The sequence below is a fragment of the Acidobacteriota bacterium genome (assembly GCA_028875575.1).
GTDB lineage: Bacteria > Acidobacteriota > Terriglobia > Versatilivoradales > Versatilivoraceae > Versatilivorator.
The window spans coordinates 1-23,098 of record JAPPDF010000081.1; the positions used below are offsets into that span (position 1 = coordinate 1).

16 protein-coding genes are annotated in these 23,098 nt (G+C 61.8%); 6 read left to right on the plus strand and 10 right to left on the minus strand.

What is annotated here, in order from left to right:
- Nucleotides 1-1,356: TonB-dependent receptor (locus OXI69_12620; protein MDE2666985.1), on the plus strand; the 1,356-nt coding region annotated here is incomplete at its 5' end.
- A gap of 191 nt (nt 1,357-1,547) precedes the next feature.
- On the opposite strand, the gene OXI69_12625 is transcribed toward OXI69_12620, so the two are convergent.
- The 6 genes from OXI69_12625 to OXI69_12650 form a co-directional block, all read right to left on the minus strand.
- Complete coding sequence (locus OXI69_12625) at nt 1,548-2,000, minus strand: PIN domain-containing protein (GenBank protein ID MDE2666986.1); 453 nt, start codon at nt 1,998-2,000, stop codon at nt 1,548-1,550.
- Nucleotides 1,997-2,245: a type II toxin-antitoxin system VapB family antitoxin gene (locus OXI69_12630; GenBank protein MDE2666987.1), complete on the minus strand. Its 249-nt coding sequence runs from the start codon at nt 2,243-2,245 to the stop codon at nt 1,997-1,999. The genes OXI69_12625 and OXI69_12630 overlap by 4 nt, the downstream gene beginning before the upstream one ends.
- A gap of 371 nt (nt 2,246-2,616) precedes the next feature.
- A complete protein-coding gene (locus tag OXI69_12635; GenBank protein ID MDE2666988.1) occupies nt 2,617-3,012 on the minus strand; it encodes a polymer-forming cytoskeletal protein in 396 nt (131 codons plus the stop codon).
- A 19-nt stretch (nt 3,013-3,031) separates the two neighbouring features.
- Complete coding sequence (locus tag OXI69_12640; GenBank protein ID MDE2666989.1) at nt 3,032-3,523, minus strand: polymer-forming cytoskeletal protein; 492 nt, start codon at nt 3,521-3,523, stop codon at nt 3,032-3,034.
- Nucleotides 3,524-3,685: 162 nt separating this feature from the next.
- Complete coding sequence (locus OXI69_12645) at nt 3,686-4,954, minus strand: dicarboxylate/amino acid:cation symporter (protein MDE2666990.1); 1,269 nt, start codon at nt 4,952-4,954, stop codon at nt 3,686-3,688.
- A gap of 314 nt (nt 4,955-5,268) precedes the next feature.
- Entirely contained in the window at nt 5,269-8,901 is a 3,633-nt protein-coding gene (locus OXI69_12650) for a carboxypeptidase-like regulatory domain-containing protein (protein ID MDE2666991.1), read from the minus strand.
- 381 nt (nt 8,902-9,282) lie between these two features.
- Between OXI69_12650 and OXI69_12655 the strand changes: the two genes are divergently transcribed.
- Nucleotides 9,283-10,326, plus strand: a complete 1,044-nt coding sequence (locus OXI69_12655; protein ID MDE2666992.1) for a C-terminal binding protein — start codon at nt 9,283-9,285, stop codon at nt 10,324-10,326.
- 225 nt (nt 10,327-10,551) lie between these two features.
- Here OXI69_12655 and OXI69_12660 read toward each other — a convergent pair whose 3' ends face one another.
- The 3 genes from OXI69_12660 to OXI69_12670 all read right to left on the minus strand — a co-directional run bounded on the left by OXI69_12660 (nt 10,552) and on the right by OXI69_12670 (nt 15,697).
- The gene (locus tag OXI69_12660) at nt 10,552-11,718 is read right to left on the minus strand and encodes a Gfo/Idh/MocA family oxidoreductase (protein ID MDE2666993.1); all 1,167 of its coding nucleotides are present in this window, start codon (nt 11,716-11,718) and stop codon (nt 10,552-10,554) included.
- A gap of 32 nt (nt 11,719-11,750) precedes the next feature.
- On the minus strand, nt 11,751-12,071 hold the full coding sequence (locus OXI69_12665; protein MDE2666994.1) for a heavy metal-binding domain-containing protein: 321 nt from the start codon (nt 12,069-12,071) through the stop codon (nt 11,751-11,753).
- 263 nt (nt 12,072-12,334) lie between these two features.
- On the minus strand, nt 12,335-15,697 hold the full coding sequence (locus tag OXI69_12670; GenBank protein MDE2666995.1) for a CPBP family intramembrane metalloprotease: 3,363 nt from the start codon (nt 15,695-15,697) through the stop codon (nt 12,335-12,337).
- A 709-nt stretch (nt 15,698-16,406) separates the two neighbouring features.
- Here OXI69_12670 and OXI69_12675 point away from each other — a divergent pair.
- The 4 genes from OXI69_12675 (at nt 16,407) to OXI69_12690 (ending at nt 21,766) form a co-directional block, all read left to right on the plus strand.
- The gene (locus tag OXI69_12675) at nt 16,407-17,498 is read left to right on the plus strand and encodes an exo-alpha-sialidase (GenBank protein MDE2666996.1); all 1,092 of its coding nucleotides are present in this window, start codon (nt 16,407-16,409) and stop codon (nt 17,496-17,498) included.
- A gap of 35 nt (nt 17,499-17,533) precedes the next feature.
- Nucleotides 17,534-18,550 (plus strand): hypothetical protein, encoded by a 1,017-nt coding sequence (locus OXI69_12680; GenBank protein MDE2666997.1) that lies wholly within the window; start codon nt 17,534-17,536, stop codon nt 18,548-18,550.
- Between the two features lie 13 nt (nt 18,551-18,563).
- Nucleotides 18,564-19,757, plus strand: coding sequence for a sialidase family protein (locus OXI69_12685; protein MDE2666998.1), 1,194 nt, complete (start codon nt 18,564-18,566; stop codon nt 19,755-19,757).
- A gap of 413 nt (nt 19,758-20,170) precedes the next feature.
- Nucleotides 20,171-21,766 (plus strand): hypothetical protein, encoded by a 1,596-nt coding sequence (locus tag OXI69_12690; GenBank protein MDE2666999.1) that lies wholly within the window; start codon nt 20,171-20,173, stop codon nt 21,764-21,766.
- 12 nt (nt 21,767-21,778) lie between these two features.
- Here the strand turns inward: OXI69_12690 and OXI69_12695 are convergent, their stop codons facing one another.
- Entirely contained in the window at nt 21,779-23,053 is a 1,275-nt protein-coding gene (locus tag OXI69_12695) for a tryptophan 7-halogenase (GenBank protein MDE2667000.1), read from the minus strand.
- Between the last annotated feature and the right edge of the window lie 45 nt (nt 23,054-23,098).

Here is a 23,098-nt window from a genome sequence, read left to right on the forward strand (position 1 = left end):
CACGACGAGGACGAGGATCACGACCACGACGAGGATGAGGATCACGACGAGGAAGAAGACGAGCACGGACACGGCGAGGACGAGATTGAACGCATCCTTCTCGACTCACGGCGCCGGAATTTCCGCTTTACCGGGGGATTGCGCGACCTGGGGAAGGCCGTTGACGAATTCGTTCTGAAACTGAACCTGACCGACTGGAATCACAAGGAGATCGAGTTCTTCGAGAGCGGGGCACAGCATGTCGGCACAACCTTCGACCAGCAGGAATTCGTCTACCGGGGAGTCTTCGAGCAGAAAAAGGTTGGACCGTTGAGCGGTCGCTTCGGCTTCTGGGGACTGGATCGAGAATACTCGGCAGTCGGGGAAGAAGCGCTGTCACCCCCCATCGATCAGACCGGATTCGCCCTTTTTGCCCTGGAGGAATTGGACTTCGAGACCACCAGGTTCCAGTTTGGCGGCCGAGTGGAGACCCAGCGCTACCGGCCGGGTCTTACCGACCTCGGGGGAGATCATGCAGACGAAGAGGACGGTCACGGCCATGACGAGCACGATCACGGGGCCGAAGAAGGCGAGGAAGTCCCCGAGGCCGTCAATCGCACCTTGACCGGAGCATCGGCGTCAGCCGGCCTGCAGGTGGACACCTGGAGTGGAGGATCGCTGGTCGTCAACTACTCCCACTCCTTCCGGGCTCCCTCCCTGGAGGAACTCTACAACTACGGCCCCCACGCGGGGACGCTGTCCTTCGAGATAGGCGACCCGACCCTTCGCCCGGAAACGGGTGACGGCATCGAAATGTCCCTGCGCCACAACAGTCGGAGTCTGAGAGGAGAACTCAACCTCTTCTACTACAACTTCGACAACTTCATCTTTCCCTTTGCACCCGGGACAGTCGCAGGTGGGTTACCGGTGATCGAATTCACCCAGCTCAATGCCCGCTTCCTGGGAACGGAAGCCAACCTCGACATCAACCTGAATCCCAAGCTCTGGCTCAACCTCGGCATGGATTACGTGGATGCCCAGGAGACCGACCTGGGCACACCGCTGCCGAGAATTCCTCCGCTTCGAGGCAAGCTCGGGTTCGACTTCAACCACCGGGGATTTCGGGTCGCGCCGGAACTGATCATGGCCGCTCAGCAGCACCAGACCTTTACCGGAGAGACCCGCACACCGGGATACGCCGTGATGAACCTGAAGGCCTCTTACACCTTCGCCCAGCCGCACCTGGCCCATCAGTTCTCGTTCAAGGTCTTCAACCTGAGCGACCGGCTCTACCGGAACCATTCCTCATTCATCAAGGATCTGGCTCCCGAGATTGGGCGTGGCATCCGGGTGACCTACACAATGCGATTCTTCTGATCTTGAACTGGCCAGGACCGCGCTGGTGGCGAGGATGGAATTGGTAGGACAGGAAAGAAAAAGAGGAACAAGAGGATCCCGCGAAGGGACACTAGGATCAACTGAGGGGAATCGAAGCCAGAATTGAAAAAGTTAGGTCGGAGCAGCTCGTGAAGCGGCGAGGCCGAGGCGCTCTCACTCAAAAGCTGAATTTACAGAGCCGGACGCCGGTCATGGAACGGATCCCTCCGGTTGAGTTCGGGAAATAAGGAAAAGTCGCGGTCTCGGGTGAGCAGGAATTCAACGCCGTGGGCGAGACAGATCGCCGCAATCCGAGCGTCGTGCACGATGGCTCCCCGTACTCGCGACCGCTGAACCAGGACACCCAGAATCTCCAAGAAATCGTCTGTCTCACCGAGAAGCCGATTGCCTGGCGACGCCGTCCAGGCTTCGAGCTGCTGCCAGGCAAGTAGCGGCGGAGTGGCTGCCTCCCTCCAGATTCGGTGATTGGTCACGACGCTTAGAAACTCGTAGCAGCAAGGCCAGGGAATGGCCCAAACCCTGTCTCCTTCAGCCAACTCCCGCAAGACCTCACGAGCTGCCTTGTGCAATCGTGACTCCCTGCGGTGGGCATAGACCAGCAAGTTCGTATCGACCGCAATCAATGTCTCTCCGGCTCTCCGTAAATCATTCCACGCAGGTCCTGCCACGAATAGGCCTCCAGCGGGTCGGCAGCCTCCGGATTCCCAGTGCTCAGATCCGGCAACCGGTACCGGTTCCGTGATTCTGGCAGGGAGAGCAGTTGACGGAGACCCTCCTCCACCACGGAACGCAACGAACACCCTTTTTTCCTAGCGTGCTGTTTGGCGCGTGTCAGCAACTCGTCATGGATATCAATCGTCGTCTTCATGAAAACCATACTAGCAATATTGAAACGTATGGGCAAACCATATCCATAGTCGCCGGACCAAGTCGCCTAGTTTGCCCAGAACCGGTGGGCCCGGGCTAGGTAGTCCCATCCAGAGCTATTCAACCAATTTTCCGGAATCCAGATGGGCTCATTTCATCGCCGGGATCATTTCCGGATCCATAGGCCGGCACGGCTTGTGCTGCTCTCGGGAGAGGTAGTAATTGCAGGGCTTTGGCGGGCCTTTTTGCGACTTCTGAGACCTTGCCGTTGGCCGAAACATCCCCGTGTGGTAGGGTTTACGTTTTTCCGGGCTGCTCTTGAGAATCTCAACCGCCACAGGGAGGAAATGGCGGAAGCCTCCGGCAACATCCTCAGGAATCCGGGGAGTGCACGGCTGGTGTGGAAAGAGAAGCAGACTTGGACTGCGGCACGACCTCGGATGCCGGTGGCGTCTTGGCTACGTCGATCCTGCCACGGACGACGGCTCCGTCCTCAATGAGGATCCGCGGCGTCCTCACGTCGCCATCGATCGAGCCGGTATCGCAAAGCCTCATGCGCTCAAGGCAGACTATATTCCCTGTGATGTGACCAAGAACCGTCAGGTTCCTGGCTTCGATGTCGGCAATGATTCTTCCGTTGGGGCCGACGGTCAAGCTGTATTCCGGAAGCCGGATGGTTCCCTTCACTTCCCCGTCAACAATAACGTCTTCGAGTCCACTCAGAGTGCCCTCGAATCTGAGGGATTCTCCTATGTTGGCTGTCCTCATTTGACGGCACCTTCCGGATTCAACCGCGGCTTTCCTGTCGAATGATCAGGGGTTTGGTTTTCTTGGCCGCCGGGAAGTTCATGTCTTGTCCGAGGGACTCGATCTTTCCATGAATGACCGCTCCCTCCTCAACCACAATTCGGGGTGTCTTTACCGTACCCCTGACTGTGGCGGTCTTGAGAAGCTCGATCCTCTCCGAGGGAAACATTTTCCCGGTAACCCGCCCGAACACCGTGATCTTCCTGGCCTTGATGTTGGCTTTCACGTTTCCGTTGGGACCGATGGTCAGGTCGCTTTCCGGCAACTCGATGGTCCCTTCCACGGTGCCGTCAATAAAGACATCTTCCTGGCCGGCAAGGGTTCCGGTAAGCACCAGCGATTTTCCGATGGCCGCGGTTCTACCGGCGCCTCCACGGGCGGATCTTGCCGCAGCCGGAATTGCGGGAGACGATTGGACAGGCGGCCCGGGATTCAACGGGTCGGACTTCGACGACAAGGACTGGGATTCCATTCCAGAGCTATTCCCTTTCTGCATAGCGCCTCGCTAGTCTTCAAGGAACGTCAGAATGACCGCTAAACTAATGACTCTACATGAACTCACCCGGGATCGCCACGTTTTTCCAGGGCCATCTCAGGAACGGCGCCGGCTGCGAACCCGGATCGGTAGCGCCGTTCAGGACGCAGGCGCAACCGCTTCATCCACTCCTGTCTCACCTTCGGAACGTGCGATGATGGCCGCGCCGCAGGAATCGCTGAAGACGTTGACCACGGTGCGGTACATGTCCAGGGGACGGTCCACCGCCAGCATGGCGCCCACGATCAGCTCCACCTGAGGTCCTCTCAGGTTGACGGCCTCCAGAACAATGAAGATCACCACCAGCCCGGCGGAGGGCACGGCCGCCGCACCAATGGAGGCCAACAGCGCCGTGAACACCACCAGCAACTGCTGCTCCAGACCCAGAGAAACCCCCATCGCCTGAGCGATAAAGAGCACCCCTGCGCATTCGTAGAGAGCCGTGCCGTCCATGTTGACGGTGGCCCCCATCGGCAGCACGAAGGAACTGACCCGGTTAGACACCCCGACCTTGTTCTCCACGGCATTGATGGTGACGGGCAAGGTGGCACCCGACGAACTGGTGGAAAAGGCCATCACGATCGGCTCGACCATGTTCCGGAAATGCACGATCGGATTGATCCCGCCAAGGAAGCGCAGAACCAGCGGCAAAGTGAGCAACAGGTGTATCGTCAGGCCGCAGACCAGCATCAGGGCATAAAGACCCAAAGCCTTGAAGGCCCCCAGGCCCGTGGTGCCTACCAGGCGCACGATCAGGCCGAACACTCCCAGAGGAGCCACGATGCGAATGATTCCGCCGGTCAGGCGCATCATGGCTTCGAAGCCTGCCTCGAAAAAGTTCAGCAAGGGCTCACGGTAACGATCCCGGAGACTGCTGATGCTGATGCCCACCACGATCGAGAAGAAGATGATCGAGAGCATATTGGGCTTTGCCGCTGCCGAAACGATGTTCTCGGGCACGATGTCCAGGATCAGGTCCACGGGAGACTGGATGACGGTGAGATCGGGCATCTTCTTTGTCTCGGCATCCACAAGGTCTGCGCCGACTCCAGGACGGATGGTGTTTACCATCACCAGGCCCACCAGGCAGGCGGTCAGGCTGGTCATTACGTAGTAACCCAGGGTTTTCCCGAACAGACGCTTCAAGCCGGCCCCTGCCCCGACCGAAGCCACACCCGTAATGATTGAGGTCAGCACCAGGGGCACGATGATCATCTTCAGCAGACGGATGAAGAGGTCGCCCAGCCAGCCCACCTTGTCAGCCAGGGTCTCCCCGCCGATCAGACCGGCAACGATGCCCAGCAGCATCGCAATCGCGATCCGCCAGTGCAGCTTCTTGTGCCAGGGTTGGCCGGGTGCGGTGTCCATAACGGCGGGTATTCTACGCGAGTTGTTTCCTGAAAACAATCAGGCTGGAAGGATCTGCCGGTCGTTAACCCACTCTCGGTGTGGAAATGCGGTCCAGGGGATTGCGCCTCAGCCGCCGACCGGAAGCTTGGGTGGAATTCGGACGCCCCCGGTCAAGTAGGTGCTTTACTGAACTTCCACCCTGCCCCGCGAATCGTTCCGGAAAAAACGACCGATCGTCAATAAGGAAGAACCACGAATGGACACCAGCACAATTCGTCGATCCATTTATTGGTGTTCATTGGTGATTCTTCATCTCCCCTCGTGGGTGCCGACTAGAACTCCACTTTCAGACCGACCTGGAGGGTGCGGGCGGAGAAAGCCGAGCTGATCAGGCCGAAGTCGGTAGTGTTGGGATTGTGCATGTTGACAACCCCCAGGCCGGTTAGTCCCGAGGTGCTGGTCACGCTGAAGTTGGTGTGATTGAGGACATTGAAGGCGTCCACTCGAAGCTGCAGCCGCGATTCTTCCGTGAAGGGCAGCGCAACGCTTTTGCGCAGGCCCACGTCCAGCGTGGTGAACCAGGGGCCGCTGACAGGAGACATGGCCAGACTTCCCGCCTGCAGAAGGGCCGGATTCTTGAAAACGTTGGGATTGCCGAAGCCGCCCTCGGAAATGAGGCTCGAGTCGAACAGCGTCACCCGGCCGTCCGGGTGGCGGTGGGCCCCGGTCTTGGTCTGGAGAGCCTTGATATCGATTCCCTCCAGGTGCACGGTATTGGTCAGCGCACGGGAACCGCCGCGATTGATGGTTCCTCTTTGGGAGATGATGTTGACCACCTCTCCTGACCGCATCCTGAAGAATCCGCTGAGGTCCCAGCCGCCGGCGATAGTGTCCAGGATGCTGCCGCTGTTCATCCACCGGCGTCCGGCGCCGAGGGGAATCTCCCACACCCAGTTGCCGTTGAAGGTGTGGGTGATGTCGAAGCCGGGACGCAGGATCTCCAGCTCCGGCTGGGCGTTGTCGAAGAGCCCCCGGAAGTTGGACTGGCTGCCGGAGAAATTGGTCAGCACCTTCCCCCAGGTATAGTTGAACTGGCCCGTCAGTCCCGAGCGCAAGCGCCGCCTGATCTCGACTTGGAGGGCGTGGTAATTGGAGAAGGCGTTGTTGCCCACCACGTCGCTCACGAAGGCGTTGGGATTGCGCAGGAAGTAGCTGGCGGGCAGGGTGGCCCCGAAGCGCTCGCCTCCCTCCCCGTTGAGGAAGAAAATGCGGTTGGGGGCCACAAAGCCACCGATATACTGGCCGATCTCACCGTTCCGAATCCAGTTCTGGACGTACCCTGCCTGCAGGAAGCCCGCTAGACCCAGTTGCGGAAAGACCTGCAGCGGCTCGCCCACCCTGGGATCCCCGTTGGCCGCCAGGTTGCGTTGGGCGCGCCGGAAGTCCTCGATGAAGCCCGGGGGCAACAGCACCTGGTTGAGATCGATGGCCCGGGTCAGCTTGACGCCGTGGTTGCCCACGTAGCGCAACTCGACGGCCGTGTCCTGCATGAGCCTGTGCTGCACCCCGATGTTCCACTGCTGCACGTAGGGGGTGCGCATGTCGGGATCGATGGTGAAGAGGGCTGCCGTGGAATCGGCCAGAATGCCGTCCCGGGCGGTGCGGGGAATCCGGAACTCGGGAACCGGAATGGGAACCAGCCCGCCGCCGCTGACCGTGCCGCTGAGTCCCGACAGGGACACCGACTGGCTCAGGCCGTCGTTGCCCCGCAGGGCATTCAGCACCGTGGTAAAGCCGTTGTCGACCACGTAGTTGATGCCGTAGCCGGCCCGGATGACGGTCCGGTGCCCGGGCCCGGGCTGATAGGCGATCCCGATGTTGGGTGCGAAGTTGTTGCCGTCGCCGGTGTAAAAGGGCCTTCCGTTGGTGGAGCCGGCCAGATCCACTACGGCGTCCGGATCCAGCACCGCTTGCCACCCGCCCACCGGAAGGAGTGCCAGTCCCTTGGCCTCGTCGGGCACCGAGTGATACTCCCAGCGGAAGCCGAGGTTCAGGCTCAGGCAGCGGCTGATCCGCCAGGTGTCTCCCATGTAGAAGTTGACAAAGTTCTGCTTGAGCAGGTTGGTGTTGGAAGCCCCGTCGACGAAGCCCGAAATGGGCGAGGCCGCGTTAAAGGTCTGATCGGCGCCGTCGACAAACCCTCCCAGGGTTCCCAGGAGTCCGGAGGCGGCGCTGAGTTCGCCGGAAGCGATCCCTCCGGGAAAAATGTCGGGCACCAGCGGATCGGGGTTCCCGGGACCGAACCCCAGGGTGTAGGTGGGTACGGTGCCGGCGTCATTGAACTGATCCACCTGGGTCAGGCGCACGCTGCCCCCCACCTTGACGGTATGGTTCCCCTTGACCCAGGAAATGTGGTCCATGATGTCCACGTTGCGGGTGTCGCGCCCCTGAGCCATAAAATCCCGGACGGGATTGCTGAAACCACCCCCCAACGACAGCCGGTAGCCCAGGGGAAAAGTCTCATTGGTGAAGAAGCGGGGATTCGAACTCTGGTAGCCCACCCTGGCCTCGTTGGTGACGTTGGCCTTCAACAGGCTGTTCAGGGCAAAGGAAGCCAGCCGGCGTTTGGAGTCTTGCCCGGCGCCCGGCAGACCCGGAAAGACGGAGCCGATACTGTTGAAAACCGAGTTGGGGGTATCCAGCCGAAACTGGTGGAAGGTCCCGGTGAAGGAGTGGCTGGGGGTGATCTCATAGTCTCCCCGCAGCACAAACCAGTCGGCATCGCTCTTGTCGATGCTGTTGAAGCGAAAGCCGGAAGTGTTTCTTCCGTCGCCCACGCTGCTGTCATTGGGCAGCGGGGTCGTATCCACAAGGGAGGCGATGGCCGGGTCGGGACTGAACCCGGAGAGCTCGAAGAGGTTTACCGTGGCAACCTGGCCGTTGTCCTGCCTGACGTAGCTGAAATTGCCGGCACGGGCCGACGGGGTCAGGACGGTGCGGACCACCGATGCCGTACCGGGGCTGCGCTCCTCCTCGTAGTTGAAAAAGAAGAACAGCTTGTCCTTCAGGATGGGACCGCCCACGTTGAAGCCGAACTGGTGTATGAAAGTCCGTTCCTTGTCGAGGCCGGCGGCATTGTTGAAGTAGTTGTTGGCGTTGAGGGCATCGTTGCGGTGGTAGTAGAAGACCTCGCCGTGATAGGCGTTGCCTCCGGACCGGGTCACGAAATGGGTCTGGGAGCTTCCCAGGCCGGCGTCCACGTCGGCATTGGCGGTGGTAATGCTCACCTCCTCGATGAAGCTCTCCTGCACCGGAATGGTTCCGAAGAGGGCGTCGGTTCGAATGAAGGTGTCCTGGTTGTTGATTCCGTCCAGGGTGAAGTTGTTGAAGGTGCCTCTCCCCCCGTTGATGGAGACCGAGCGCGTCCCCCCGGGACTGGTCACGCCGGCCTGGGTAAGCGCCAACTGGACCACGCCGCGCCCGTTCAGGGGAAGATCCTTGACCTGCTCCCGGTTGAGGTTGGTACTGATTTCGGCGTTGACCTCGTTCATCACGGATTGAGTCTCGGCCGCCGTCACCACCACCGTCTGGGTCACCACACCCACCTCCACCACGATGTCGACATTGGCGGGGGCGCCCAGCGCAACCTGAACGTCTTCGACCAGGGCCGTCTTGAAACCGTCCGCGGCCGCTTCGACGCTATAGGTCCCCTGGGAGACGTTGGGAAACACGTAGAGACCTGAGCTGTTGGTGGTGGTCTCCCGGGCCACGTTGGTGGCGGCGTTGGTCAAGGTCACCGTCACGCCCGGCACCACGGCGCCGGTCTGATCCAGCACCCTGCCATCCACGCGGGAGGTCAATAGTTGACCGCCGGCTGGGATGGCCGCCGCAAGCAGCACCGCCGCAAGGACAACCACACTCCCACCACGCACCAAACCTTGAATTGCAAACGGTCTACCGAACACGATTCGCCTCCTGGGGCCACCCTGACCCGAACTTGTCAAACCAGAATTCTCAAGGCGGCCATAACCACTGTTGGCAGGGGGGCAATCGGACGAATAAGTCAGTCCCATCGCCAACTGTCCACCCTGCACAATCACAACTTCACCTCTCTCGATTGTGCATTAAGTTCACAGCCTTTGCAAGCGGTCTAGAGACGAGTATATGTGGGGAGAATGAACATACAGGCGGGGGCAAACAAGCTGCAAACCAGAGTCCGTCACCGGAAACATGGCCCGATTCACCCTACCCATTGCCCGGGGCTCGGGTACAATGCCCTTGGCGTGGGTACACGTATGCGGAGCAAGTCAGACGAAATCATCGACAGGTAGCGAGGAGCGAACAACATGACCAGTCAACAGGGAGATCAGCCGTTCAGAGTGGTGAATGTGGACTGCGACCGTCCGGATGAAGACAAGGAACGCCTCTATGCCCCGGAGAGAAAAGCTGTCGGGGACCTGGGAGGGGAGTTGATTCTGCTGTCGGCGCAGACCGAGGATGAGATCATTCGAGCTTGCGCCGGAGCCCGGATCATCCTGACCGAGGGCTTGTTCACACCCATTACCAGGAGAGTCCTGGAGGCCCTGCCCGATTGCTGGGCCGTGGGCCGCTACGGGATCGGAGTGGACAATATCGATGTCGAGGCTGCCACCGACTGCGGCATCGTGGTCTTCAACGTGGCCGACTACTGCGTGGAGGAGGTTGCGGACCACGCGGCGGCCCTGGTGCTGTCCTGTGCCCGGCGCGTGGTCATCCTCGACCGCCACGTGAGGGCTGGCGGTTGGGACCGACCTCCGCTGGAACACCCGTTGCGCCGCATCGGTCGGCTGACGCTGGGACTGGTCGGTTTCGGCAACATCGGACGCCACATGGTCCCCCGGTTGCAGGGATTCGGCATGCGCATTCTGGCCACCGACCCCTACGTGGATCCCCGCTTGGCTGCTGAAGCCGGCGTGGAGCTGACCTCGCGGGAACGGGTCCTGGGAGAGTCGGACGTGGTGTCCCTGCACACCTTTCTAGCCGCCGGGACCCGGCACCTCATCGGCGCTCCCGAGTTGAAGCTCATGAAGCCCTCGGCGTTTCTGGTCAATACCAGCCGGGGCGGCGTGGTGGACGAGACAGCGCTGATCCAGGCGCTGCAGGAACGGCGGATCGGCGGCGCCGGTCTGGATGTGACCGAGGAGGAGCCACTGGGGGCCGACAGCCCCCTCAGAAGGCTGGACAACGTGGTGCTCACACCCCACCAGGGATCCAGCTCGGTGGAGTCGGGCCAGGACCTTCGCCGGGGCGTGACCGAGGCCCTCTCCTGCATGATCCAGGGATACCTGCCTCCCTTCGTGTTTAATCGCTCCGTCAAACCCAGAGGGGAATTGAGCCCCAGGCCGGTGTAGCTTGTCTGAAACACCCCTGTTTCGCCCCGATGAGTCGTCCCGTCGTATGGGTCGGCAGCGCGCCTAGGTAAAAAGTGAATAGTGGCCAGTGGTTAGTGGCTAGTTATTTAATCGTCACGTTCAGCATCTGAAACAAACCTGTTTCACTCTCATATGATCGGCACGGCAGGGTGGAGGCGGGGCTGATCACTGACAACTGACCACTGATCACTATTCACTCCCTTCCTAACCCCAGGTCTTCAGCGGATGGCGGCGATCCTTGAGAGGCAGGTCCACCCTGGCTCCGGTCTTCTGCGACTGGTAGACCGAGGTGATCATTTCGATGGTCCAACGCCCATCCTGCTCGCTGCAGGCCGGCTTGCGGTCCTGCTCGATGGCCTCCAGCAGGTCGGCGACCAGCAGGGCGTTGCCCAGGGTGCGGCTGTCGGCCCGGAAGCGACCTGCTGCCGGCGGTTTCGCCTCGATGGGCTCCCAGCGGTGGGTCTCGTCGGGCAGCCAACCCGGTGAGCGCAGGATGTAAGGCCGGCCCCGCGGATAGACGTCGTTCGGCAGGTGAATCACGCCCCTGCTGCCATAAATCCAGAGGCCGAAGCGCTTCCGGTCGGTTCGATCGCTGGCCTTGGAGCCGAAGTAGGAGTGGATGCCGCCGGCGAAGCCGAATACCGCCGCGATCTGATTGCCGGCTACCGGTCCGACAGGTTCGGTAGCCTCCCTGGCCTGCCCGCGGCCCACCTCCTTGCCGTCTTCTGAGACGTGTGCGAAGACCCACTTGGGGTCGCCCAGGAAGTAGCGCATCATGTCGCAGATATGGGAACCCAGCACCATCAGGTCCTCTCCGCCGGCGCGCCGGTCCTCCTTGCCCCGTCCCCGCACCTCCTGGATCATGCCGATCTCGCCGGCTTCAATCATCTCCTTGACGCGGATCACAAAGGGAGAGGTCCGCATCTGGTGGGCCATCTGGACCTTAACATGGTTCCGCTCCACGGCCGCCACCATGCGGTCGGCATCGGTCAGGCTTGGGGCGAAGGACTTCTCATGGAAGATGTGGCAGCCGGCTTCGGCGGCAGCCGTGGTCATGGCCGCCCGCTGGTCCAGCCAACGCGGAGCGATGGCCACGATATCCAGCCTCTCGCGGTCCAGCATCCGGCGGTAGTCGCGGTAATCCCGCCGGGCGCCGGTGCGCTCCCTGGCCCGGGTGCGGCCCTCGTCGTCCGGGTCCGCCACCGCCACCACCTCGGTATCGTCAAAGACGCGCCACACCGTATCGAGCCCGTGCCCGTAGTTGCCGCGGCCGGTGTGGCCAATCACGCCGACGCGGTACTTTTTCCGTCCCGCCCAGCCCATAGCCGCCAGTCCTGCCAAGCTTGCCTCTAGAAAGGATCGCCGTTTCATTACAAGGTTTCCGAAATTATACTCGTCCAGGTTCAAAAAATGACAACGGCGGTGCCGCTGACGCTCACCATCAGCATGCTGCCCTTTCCGCCCAGCACTTCGTAGTCCAGGTCGATTCCCACCACGGCATTGGCTCCCAGGTCCCGTGCGGCCTGCTCCAGTTCTCCCAGGGCGATAACCCTGGCCTTGGCCATTTCCTGTTCGTAGGCGGCGGACCGGCCTCCGATCAGGTCCCGTATCCCGGCAAAGAGATCCTTGACCAGGTTGGCCCCCAGAATGGCCTCACCGGTCACGATGCCGCGATACTCGCGGATGGATTTGCCTTCGATCGAGGGAGTTGTCGTCAGGATCATCTATTACCTCCGGTTGGTCAACCCGCACTTCCCACCGGGCCGCTGGATGAGTGATAAATAATGAGCTTTTTGCAAAATTCGCAGCGAGGCAAGTCATCGTGCCGGCAAACCTGAGGTACTGCCTTTTTCAATATCGGGTGCGACTTGGTGAAAAATGCTGTCTAAGCACAAAAGTCACAAGTTGTGTTTTTGTGCCTTTTGTGGCCATTCCCGGCAAACGTCCCGCTGCCGAATCTTGCAAGAGGCTCGTGAAAAAAGACAGCTCAGGCCTGCTGCTCCGAGCGCGGTGCCGAGGTTACGCTCTGCTTGACCCGCTCGCCCAGGTGCCGCCAGAAGAGCCAGCCGGCAACCAAGGGACCTGCCGCCGCCAGGCCATAGTGCAGCAGGGCTCCCCCGTAGGGTTGGTCGACCGCCTGCTGGATCAGACCCAGAGCCAGGTAGGAAGCCAGCGCCAGAGGGATCAGGCCCGCCTCGGTCCGCAGATAGATATAGGCGGCCAGCAGCACGGCGCCCAACAGCAAACCCATGACCAGCCATTCCCCCAGACCCTCGACGTCGGCGCCCTGCACCGCCAGCCCCAGCAGGATCAGCAGGCCGCCGGCGTAGCGGCGCCGGCTCCAGCCGCGGGTCAGGACCTCCACGAGGGTGACCGTCACCAGCAGGACGCACAAGAGCGTGAGGTATTGGATGATCGCTTCCATCAGCGGACCGATTGCCGGCAGGTAGTCGTCCATCACTCTGAACTGAGGCCATGCCGGAGCCTTGGCGGCGGCAAAGGCGGTTGCCAGCACCTCGAGACCCTTGGCTGCGACCCCCATTGCCACCCCCAGCGCGATTTTTGCGCCGGTGGGTTCATCGCCCCAGAAACCCGAGGCCTTGACCCAGCCGAACAGCAAGGCCACCAGGAGAGAGAGAAAGAGGATCCCGATGAGGCTGCCCGCAATCAGCGCCAGAAGCTGGTGACTTAGTGGCGCGGCCGTGGTCAGATTCGAGGTCAATGCCGGCCATCGATTGAAAAAGACAATCAGACGGAGCAGAATCAGGATAGAGGCCAGCCAGAAGAATGTCCGAGCCGAAAACTTCCCCCGGCTCCACCGGATCAGCGCGACCACGGCTCCGACCACCGCTCCCAGCACCAGCAGGCCGCCGCCGACAATGCCGAGGATCCTGACAAGATTGCCGCGGCTGCGCTCGTCCCGCTCCCAATCCTCGGGCAGGTGAACCAGGCGGTAGACGTCGGACACTTCGTCTCCCGCTACCACAACCGCTACCCGGGCCTCGCCCTGCGGAAGCGACTGGGTCCGATCGGCAAAGACAAAGGTCCAGTCCCTGCGGGCCGGCCGCTGAGAGGGGTCGGCCGAAACCTCCTCGAGATCTCCCGTTGCCAGGCCGAAACGGCCCGAAACCGCGGCCTGGGCCTTGGACCGCGCCTCCTCCTCGGACAGGGCCGCTCCCTCCCGGGCTTCCGGAAGCCTGTGGATCACACGGGGGACCGAGTCCGGGTCGGCCACAATCACCCGGTACTCCTCTGCCCGCTCCTCCACGCTGCCTTCAAAGGTGGCATAACGAATCCTCCAGTGCGCCCCGGGCACGTAGGAACCGGCCAGTTGGCCGTGGGCCTCCCGTCCGGCCGTCTGCCAGACAAAGCGGCCGGACCGGGTCGGCTCCCCCCGGACGGAGACCATCTCCCGCCAGGACGGAGGAATCTGAACACCTCTCTCCTCCAGCGCATCCCGGGCGATCGTCACCGCCTGCTCCCGGTCCACCTCCAGCGCGGGCACGTCCGTCTGGAATCTCCCCAACAGGACCCAGACCGCCAGCCCGGCAATCCCGCCCAGGAGCAATCCGGACCGCAGAGCCGGAGACAGGACTGGAACGCTCGCCACCGGCGGCGCTTCCGTCTCGGACTCGGACTCTCGGGCCGGAGGGGGACTCCAGGCTCCGTTCAACTTGTCGGGCGTCAGAGCGCTCCATTCCCGGGACCGCCATCTGACCCACCCGATGGCGCCCAGGGGAACCAGGGTGAGCAGGACCACCAGGACCTGATCGATCCAGACGCCGGGCGCCTCGGACACGAACAGCGGAATGGCGAACCAGACCACGTCGAAGGCGAAGTGGAGCACGATGGCCGGCAGCAGCCCATACCTCAGGTAGATGGCGCCGAAGAAAAGGGACGGCAGGATCAACTCCACCACCCGGGCGTAGGCGGGTTGGGTGGGATAGGCCGCGTGGCCGGCCCCGAAAATCAGCGCCTGCAGGACCATGGCGGCTCCGATCCAGAGCGCCGGCTTCCCGAAACGACGCCCCAGCAGCGCAGCGCCCGCCAGGGGGACGGCCCGAAACAGGCACTCCTCCCAGAAACCGGCCTGAAGCGAAATGGCAATGGATGAAAGCCAGGGCAGATAGGTCGCCAGCACATCCGGCTCCAGCAGCGCATTGGAGGGGGACCACCAACCCAGCACGTTGTTGGAGAAGAAATAGAGAGCCACTTCATACCCGAAGAAGAGCGGCACCAGTAGATATCCCGCCACCGTGTATCCCAGGACCGGCCTCGTATTGGCCACTCCCCGAGATCCCAGTTTCCAGAATTGAATATGGTGGGGAAAGGCCTTCCGCGAGAGCGACTCGGCGGCCATGAAGGAGAGAGTCAGCACAATGCCCAGGGCCACGAACTGGACCAGGGCCCCCACGATCTGGTCGGCCAGGAATCCCTGCCGGGACAAGGCCGTGTCATAGTTCATCCAGGCCAGCGGCAACTGGTTGAGGGCCACCAGGCCTTGCAGAGAGGCAACCAGCAGACCCCAGAAAAGGGCTTGTTTCCACAGCACCCATCCCCGGCGCAGGAGAAAAAAAAGACCGATGAGACACCCGCCCAGGATATAGACCAACACCATGGCCACGCCTCCAACGGTCCCGATGGTGGTGTTGGAGGAGCGCATCTCCTGGTAGCGCCGGTTGAAGGACTCGGGCACCTTGATATAGCGCCCGATCTCGGTGAACCGGTCCCCGCTCACCGTCAAACGCAGCCGGTAGCGAGCTTCCCCGATATCCCGGCGCCGGTGCTCGTAGACCAGCCGATGATCGGTTCGCCCTCCCGGCTGCACTTCCTGGGCGTGCTCCACCAGTTCATAGGGCCCAAGTTCGATTCCCAGAATCTCCTTCAGCCGGGATTCGGCCAGATGTCGGGCCTTCTCTTCCGAGAGCGTGGCTCCCGGCTGGTCTTCCGGGAGCGTCTCGCGAAACCCCCACAGCTCTCCGGCCGGGGTAAAGCGAATCAGGCTCTCGGTGGTCTCCTTCTCGCGAAAGTGTCGGACTCCCCAGGTGTAGGCGGAGTAGAGGTCGCTGGCCATCACCCTGGTGAAAGCCTCCTTGCCCCCGCCCTCGAGCTCGATGAAGTTCTGCACCTGAGAACTCGAGCCGAAGGAGGCCGCCTGCTCATAATCCTGCGGGCCCCAGTGGTAGCGACCGGCCAGCTCCTTGGCCCGCTGCAGGGCGGTGGCCCGATCCATCTGAAGATCCAGGGTGATGAGAGGGAAAGCCTCCCCAAAATACCGGTAAGCCCCCACCAGGGAACTCAGCGAGAGCAGCACCAGCACGATCCAGAAGAGAGGGCGATTGGTTTTCATGGGTATTTGTCCAGATCAATGGTCGATCGATTGTGCAGGGCTTCCTGCAAACTGACACCTGCAGTGCGTCAAGAGCTTTTGGTGCAAGAGAGCGCGTTCCGAGACAGCGAAACTCATCCATCACCTGCTCGGCTGAGTGGAAGATTCAAAACGCCCACCTACCAGTCCGGCGTTCCAAAAAGGTGCCAAGCCCTGCCGATTATGCCACATGGACGGCCAAATGCAGTCGGACACCCTACAGCTCAGTCCCTGAATCGAAATGGATTATGAACAACCCTCACACAATTTACATCCGGATCTCTCCGGCGTGTCCTGGCGGCCGGGAGATGCGGGCTGGACAAAGCGATTTCCTCGGACATATTCTTGCAGAGCGGGCAGGGGCACCCGGGGAGAGGAAGGAGCACGAATCGTTGGCGGCCTCAGGAAAGTCGTATCATATCCGCGTTCAGCTTTCTGCAGCCCTCTGCAGATATGCCGGGTGTCCCTCGGAGCTGGCGTTATCGGCCGCCACTGTCGGCTCGGCCCTGCGGCAACTCGAGCCAAGCCATCCCCGGCTGTATCGCTCCATTTGCCAGGAGTCGGGGGCCCTTCGCCCCCATGTCAACCTCTTCCTCAACAGTGACCGAATCGACGAGTTGAACGGAATGGACAGCCGGCTTCAGCCAGGCGACATCCTCACCGTTCTACCCGCGGTTTCAGGAGGTTCTCCGTGCCGGAACGGGTAATTCTCTCGGTGGGAACCAAGAAGGGACTCTTTGTGGCCGAAGCGACCAAGGACCACAGCGGGTTTGACCTGCGCGGGCCGTTCGGAGCCGGCGCACCGGTCGATGCCACCCTGATCGACAGGCGGGGCGCCCCCCGCATCTATGCCTCCAGCCGCAACATGTTTTTCGGCATGAAGATCCTGGTCTCCAGTGACCTGGGCCGTAAATTCCGGGAGACGGGGTCGTCGCCCGCCTTCTCCAAGGAGGATGGACGCACCCTGACCAACGTGTGGGCGCTGGAAGCGGGCGCCGCCGAAGGGGAGCTGTTGTCGGGAGTCGAACCCGCGGCGCTCTTCCGAAGTCGGGATGGCGGAGACTCCTGGGAGCTGGTTTCCGCCATCAGCAACCACCGGCACGCGCCTCACTGGCAGCCTGGCGGCGGCGGTCTCTGCCTGCATACCATTATCCGCTCGGAGAACCGAGTGCACCTGGGGATCTCGACAGGAGGCCACTATCTGAGCGAGGATGGTGGAGAAACCTTTGACGCCTCCAACCAGGGAATCGCAGCGGCATTCCTGCCGGACCCCTATCCGGAGTTCGGCCAGTGCGTCCACAAGATCGCCGTGCACCCCGACAATCCGGAAAGACTCTACATTCAGAATCACGGCGGCTTCCCCGAACAACCAGGCATCGGCGTGTTGCGCAGCGACGACCGCGGCCGCAGTTGGCGGTCAATCGCCGAAGGGCTTCCCTCCGATTTCGGGTTGCCGATCCTCATCCATCCCCACGACCCCGAGACCGTCTTCGTGATGCCGCTGGAACCCGTGACCCGCACCTGTCCCGGAGGCGCGCCCGCGGTCTGGCGCAGCCAGGACGGAGGCGGTTCCTGGAGACGCCTGAACCGGGGACTTCCCGAAAGAGAGAGCTACTTCACCGTGCTGCGGGATGCCATGGACTTCGACCGGCTGGCCTCGCCGGCGGTTTACTTCGGGACCACTACCGGGCAACTCTGGATGGGTCGGGACGGCGGGGAGGACTGGACGTGCCTGTTCCATTCGCTGCCGCCGATCCATTGCCTCAAGGCCACCGTAGTGTGACAGGGGCCATCTTGGGCACAGGGCAGAGGAGACCCATGTCAATCCCCTCAAAGACCGTCAACCGCCGGACCTGGCTGGCCGGCGCTCTGTCTCTGAGCTCACTGCCCCTGGCCGCCTGCCTGAACCGCCGGTCGACGCCTTCGGAAACCACCGCCACCGACTTTTCGCGCTCTTTCTGCTACTACATCCCCAAGAACCAAAAGATCCTGGTCCGCATCCAGATCGAATGCCGGTGCGAGGTCTTCGACCGTTCCAGCGGCCGCTCCGACGAATACTTTCTGACCGTGCGGACCCAAACCGGCCTGAGGACCGACCCGCCGTCCGCCCACCTCGATCCGGGTTACGACTTCTGGATGATATTTTCCGGAAAGCATGTGTTGATCCGGCGCGTCCATACCTCCTCCTACAACCTGAACCCCAGCCGGCCGGCAGTGGATCGGTTCCATTCCAGCGGTTGGCGCCTTCAGCCCAGTCCGGCCAGGTTGCTAAGCTCCGGAAAGGAGATTCGCGAAGCCGTCCAATCCTGGCGTCCCCTGGTGGCCGTCAGCGAGTTCGTGGGCGATGATCCTTCACGTGGCTACCGGATCGAGTACCCGGTCAAATGGGCGGACGGAAATCCGGATGACACCTTCCGCGTCGAAACCGGCCCGGTGGTGCTGCTGGACCCCGATCGGACCGAGGTGGGGCGCAGCCTGGAGTTCGACGATTTTCAGTGGGCCTACCTCGACTATCGCTCGTTCGACCGGGTGCGCTGTTTTCTGGAGAAGCCGACCTCCATTCTGTCGGGGGCCACCTATCAGCCGCCCGACCGCCTTCCACGCCGACATCCGGCCCTGACGGGCAAACAGGTCGCCCAAATCCGGAAGCGCCTCTTCAGCGGGTGGAAATCGCCCCTGCCCTTCGACCGATTGCGCAAGCTGTTTCAGACCGATCACCATTCGGCCGTCGACCATCGACCGGTATCCACCACCCTTTACGCCCTCGATTCACCGGCTGATGAACCGATGGCGCACAACGCGGCTCGTCCCCGGGCAGAAGAGATCGCATCCTGAAAGGAGCTTACCCGTGAAGACACGCCTTGCGCACTACCTGCTGGCGGCAGTAATGCTGGCCACTCCGACTTGCGGTCCGGGCTCGATCGGGCCGGACGCCGGCCAATCCCGGACCGGTCTCTTCGAACAAACCGACGTGTTTGTCGCCGGTCAGGACGGCATTTCCCAGTTTCGCATCCCGGTGCTGCTGACCTCCACCAGCGGGACTCTGCTGGCGTTCTGCGACGCCCGGGTGGAAAAGCCGGGAGATCCACCCAACAACATCGACCTGGTCATGAAACGGAGTACCGACCAGGGCAGGACCTGGGGACCGCTCCGGGTGTTGCTGGACGTCGGCGAGGGCGCCACTGCCGATTCCTGCGGGCTGGTGGACCGGCAGACGGGCACGATCTGGATCTTCACCGTCTACTGCCCGGTGGGAGTCGGCACCCGCACGGCCAAGCCGGGACTGTCCGGAGATACCTTCATGTACTGGGCCATCAAGAGCACCGACGACGGCCTGACCTGGTCGGACAGGATCGACTTGACCCCCATGTTCAAGAAAGCGGAGTGGAACTCCGGATCCCCCGGACCCGGCAAGGGCATGCAAATGCGAAGCGGACGCCTGATCGTCCCCAAATATTTCGTAAGGGACGGCTACGCCGCCTCTCACGTGGTCTTCAGCGACGACCATGGAGAGTCCTGGACGATCGGCGGCGAAGCCTATACCAACGGGACCACCAACGAGAGCCAGGTGGCGGAGTTGAGCGACGGAACCCTATTGCTGAACATGCGCGGGACCGAGGGGAACCGGCGCAGAATCAGCAGAAGCAGCGACGGCGGGATGAGCTGGTCGGAGGTTGCGCTGGATCCGGCTCTGGTCGAACCTCGCTGCCAGGCCAGCCTCTCCAACTTCACCAACCGGCTGGACCACGACAGGGACCGGTTCCTCTTTTCCAACCCGGCCGCCCTGGAACGCAGGAACATGACGGTTCGTCTCAGCTACGACGAGGGCCGCACCTGGCCTGTCTCCCGGCAGATTCATGCCGGGCCCTCCGCCTACTCCTGCCTGACGGTGCTGCCCGACCTGACGGCAGGCTGCCTCTACGAGCGAGGCGACCGGACCCCCTACGAAAGGATCACCTTCGCCAGGTTCGACCTGGAATGGCTGACCCGCGGCCAGGACAGGATGAAGGGGGAAGTTAGAAGTTTGAAGGGTGAAGGATGAAGTTTGAAGGATGAAGTTTGAAGGATGAAGTTTGAAGGATGAAGGATGAAGGGTGAAGGGTGAAGGGTGAAGGGTGAAGTTTGAAGGATGAAGTTTGAAGTTTGAAGGATGAAGGGTGAAGGATGAAGTTTGAAGGATGAAGTTTGAAGGATGAAGGATGAAGTTTGAAGGATGAAGGGTGACTAGTGAAGAGTGGAGAGTGAAGAGCTATTTGATCGGCACGCAAAGCATCTTGTCGAACTCGGCGCAGTCCTTCCATTAAGCGCAGGCAGTTCATCAGGCCCTTTTCGGTTGCCCAAGCTCTCGACTGACCACTCTCCACTCTTCACTTTTCACCTAACCGCGCCGCCGTCCCATACGACGGGGCGGCTCACAAGGAGTGAAACAGGGGTGCTTCAAGAAAGGCCTGGCCCATGAACTCTCTCATCTCCGACAGCGTCTACCTTCGCGTGGGCAACCGCCGGCAGTTCTTCTTCGACGACCTGCTGCTGGAGCAGACCCAGAATCTGACGCGGCGCTTCCATTCCCCCCAACCGGCGGGTGATCGCCCCCTCCTGGTCAAGGACCGTCCCTGGGAGCACGTGCTCTATTTCACCTGCAATACCTGGAACGTGATTCAGGATCCGCAGGACGGCCTCTTCAAATGCTGGTACGAGGACTGGCAGATCGACGATTTCTCCAGGGCCGTCTCCTGGGTCCGCCCCTCGGACCGCAAGCTCTGCCTGGACCTTCACCGTTCCTGTCCCTCCCGGGTGCTGTACGCCCAATCCGAGGACGGGATCGCCTGGGAAAAACCTGACTTTGGGATCGTGACCGAAAAGGGCCGGAACACCAACGTGGTGCTCGGCGGCTACGAGCCGGTAGGACCGGCCCACTGCGCCTATGTTCTGCTGGATACGCTCGAAACCGACCCGTCCCGCCGCTACAAGGCAATTTTCGAAAGCGGGGCCAGCCAGGAAGCCGAAGACCCGAGCGGCGGGACCTTTCGCAGCGCTTATTCCAGCGACGGGATCCACTGGAAGGTCCATTCGGAGCCGGTCCGCTACGGCCATTGTGGATCGGTTGCAGGCGACGTGGTGACGGTTTCCATCGATCCGGAATCGGGCATCTATCGTCTGAACGGACGCCACCCCAACATGGGCTCCAACGTCGTCCAGGACATGCGCAACCCCACCGACGGCGGCTGGATTGCCCCCAGCTATCCCCATCGGTTCGGACAGGAAAGGCGGCGGCGGATTTACCGGATGGAGAGCAGCGACATGATCCACTGGTCCACCCCGACGCCGCTGGTTGTGCCCGACCACGAAACCGACAACATCGACGACGAGTTCTACGGCATGGAGCAGTTCCGGATCGGGGACGACTGGCTGGGACTGCTCAACGTCCTCCACAACACCGACAACACCATGGACGTCCAGTTGACTTATTCGCGCAACGGGAAGGACTTCAAGCGGATCCGTCCGGGACAGCCCTGGCTGGCTCCGGGGGCCGAGGGAAGCTGGTATCCATACATGGCCACCGTGTGCAGCAAGCCGATCGAGGTGGGCGACGACCTGTACGTGTACCACGGCGGCGCCAATGTCCATCACGACTGGTGGATGGTGGGATTCCACGAGGGGCTGGAGGTCGCCGAGAGCGGCAAGCTGGAGGGGGTGAACTACGCCCTGGGCCTGGCCAAAATGAAGCGGGACCGCTTCGTCTCGCTGGCGGCGGGTCCGGCCCGCACCGGGATTCTGGCGACCCGGCCCATCTTTCCCAACGGCGGCAGCCTGGTCGTCAACCTGAAATGCCATCCAGGAGGCCGGTTGCAGGCGGCCATCGCCGACGGACAGGGAAAAGTGCTGCCCGGATTCGAACGCCAGAACTGCCGGACCGTCGCGGCGGATGGCGTGAGTTTGCCGCTGCGGTGGCAAGGCCAATCCAGGATTCCCGCCGAGAGTTTCCTGAAGCTGCACTTCTTCCTGCAGAACGCCGAGCTGTTCAGCTTTCAATTCGTCGAGGAGGGTTGAGGGGGACCAAAACTAACACCCAAGACCCTGTGACAACTGACAGTAACTGGTGAGCGGGACGGCGCACATCCGATTCCAGTCCGATTTGTCGATGACCGGCCGGTTCATCAGCTCGATCATGTCGTCGAATCTGCGAAGCGCGGCGCAATCCACCAACTTGGGGTCCGCCGCCGTTCGGTGCCGCGGCCAGGCGTGGTCGCGGGCGTGGCGCCAAAATCGGCTGTCGTGCTTCGAGCCGCAGGAATAGTGCCAGCCGACGAACAGGCCGTAGCAGAGCATGTTGTTGACGAGAAATCGATTGACCACCGGAGCGTCGCGCTCGAGATACTCTTCCGAACGGTTGAGCCGCATTTGGAGAACCATCCCGATCTGGAACTGCGCTGAAACGATCGCCGTTGCTTCCAGGGGTTCCATGAAGGTGGCCGCGTTGCCGATGCGGGCCACCGTGCCATCGTAGATGTGACGATGGACGAAATTGGGAAACGGAATGACGGAGCGTTGCTCGAATTCCGTTACGTCATCTGTTTCAAGGAAGGCGTCAAAGTCCGATTCGACTTCGGCAAGGCTGGACAAGTCGCGGTTGAAGATGTACCCGTAGGATGTGTGTACCGTCAGCGGAATGACGAATATCCAACCGTGGGGACGCGCAACCGCGCGGGTATAGGTGTGCCGCAGAACCGGCCCCTCCGGCTCTTCCCTGACGATGGCCGGACAGCGACGGATGACGGCCGTATTGGTGGGGATGAAGGAGATGTCGATATGCTGTTCCGGATGCAGTTCCCTTGGAAAACCGCGGGCATCGAACACCAGGTCGTAGCGTTCCGGCGCCAGACCCTCGAATTCCACTTGGGCGCCGCCCTCCACCCTGGCGATGTCTAGCACCTTGGCGTCGATGTGGCGCGCACGCGTGCTTTCCTCCAGCAGCTCCGCCATGGAGTCGGCGGACAGGTGGTAGGCGTAGGAAACCTGTTGCGGCGTGAAGTAGTGGGTGAAGTCTCGATGGCGCCGACCCCATCCCTCGAACGCCACGCCGTACTTGCGAGTTCCATTCAGGCGCTGCTGGATGGTTTCATGAGGAAGATCGGTCAGTTGCCGCAATTCCTGAACCAGGCTCGGCCAACTGCCTTCACCCACTCCGATGACCGGGATGCGGGAATCGTAGATGTGGTGCAGCTCGTGGTCGCTGTCGGGATGAAGCCGGGTCACGCTGGCAGCCGCCATGCACCCCGCGGTTCCTCGCCCGACAACCGCGATCTTCCGTAAGGATTTACTTCCCGGCTGTATCACTCCACACGACTTCCATGTATGTCGGTTGACGGCCCCGTGTTGGGA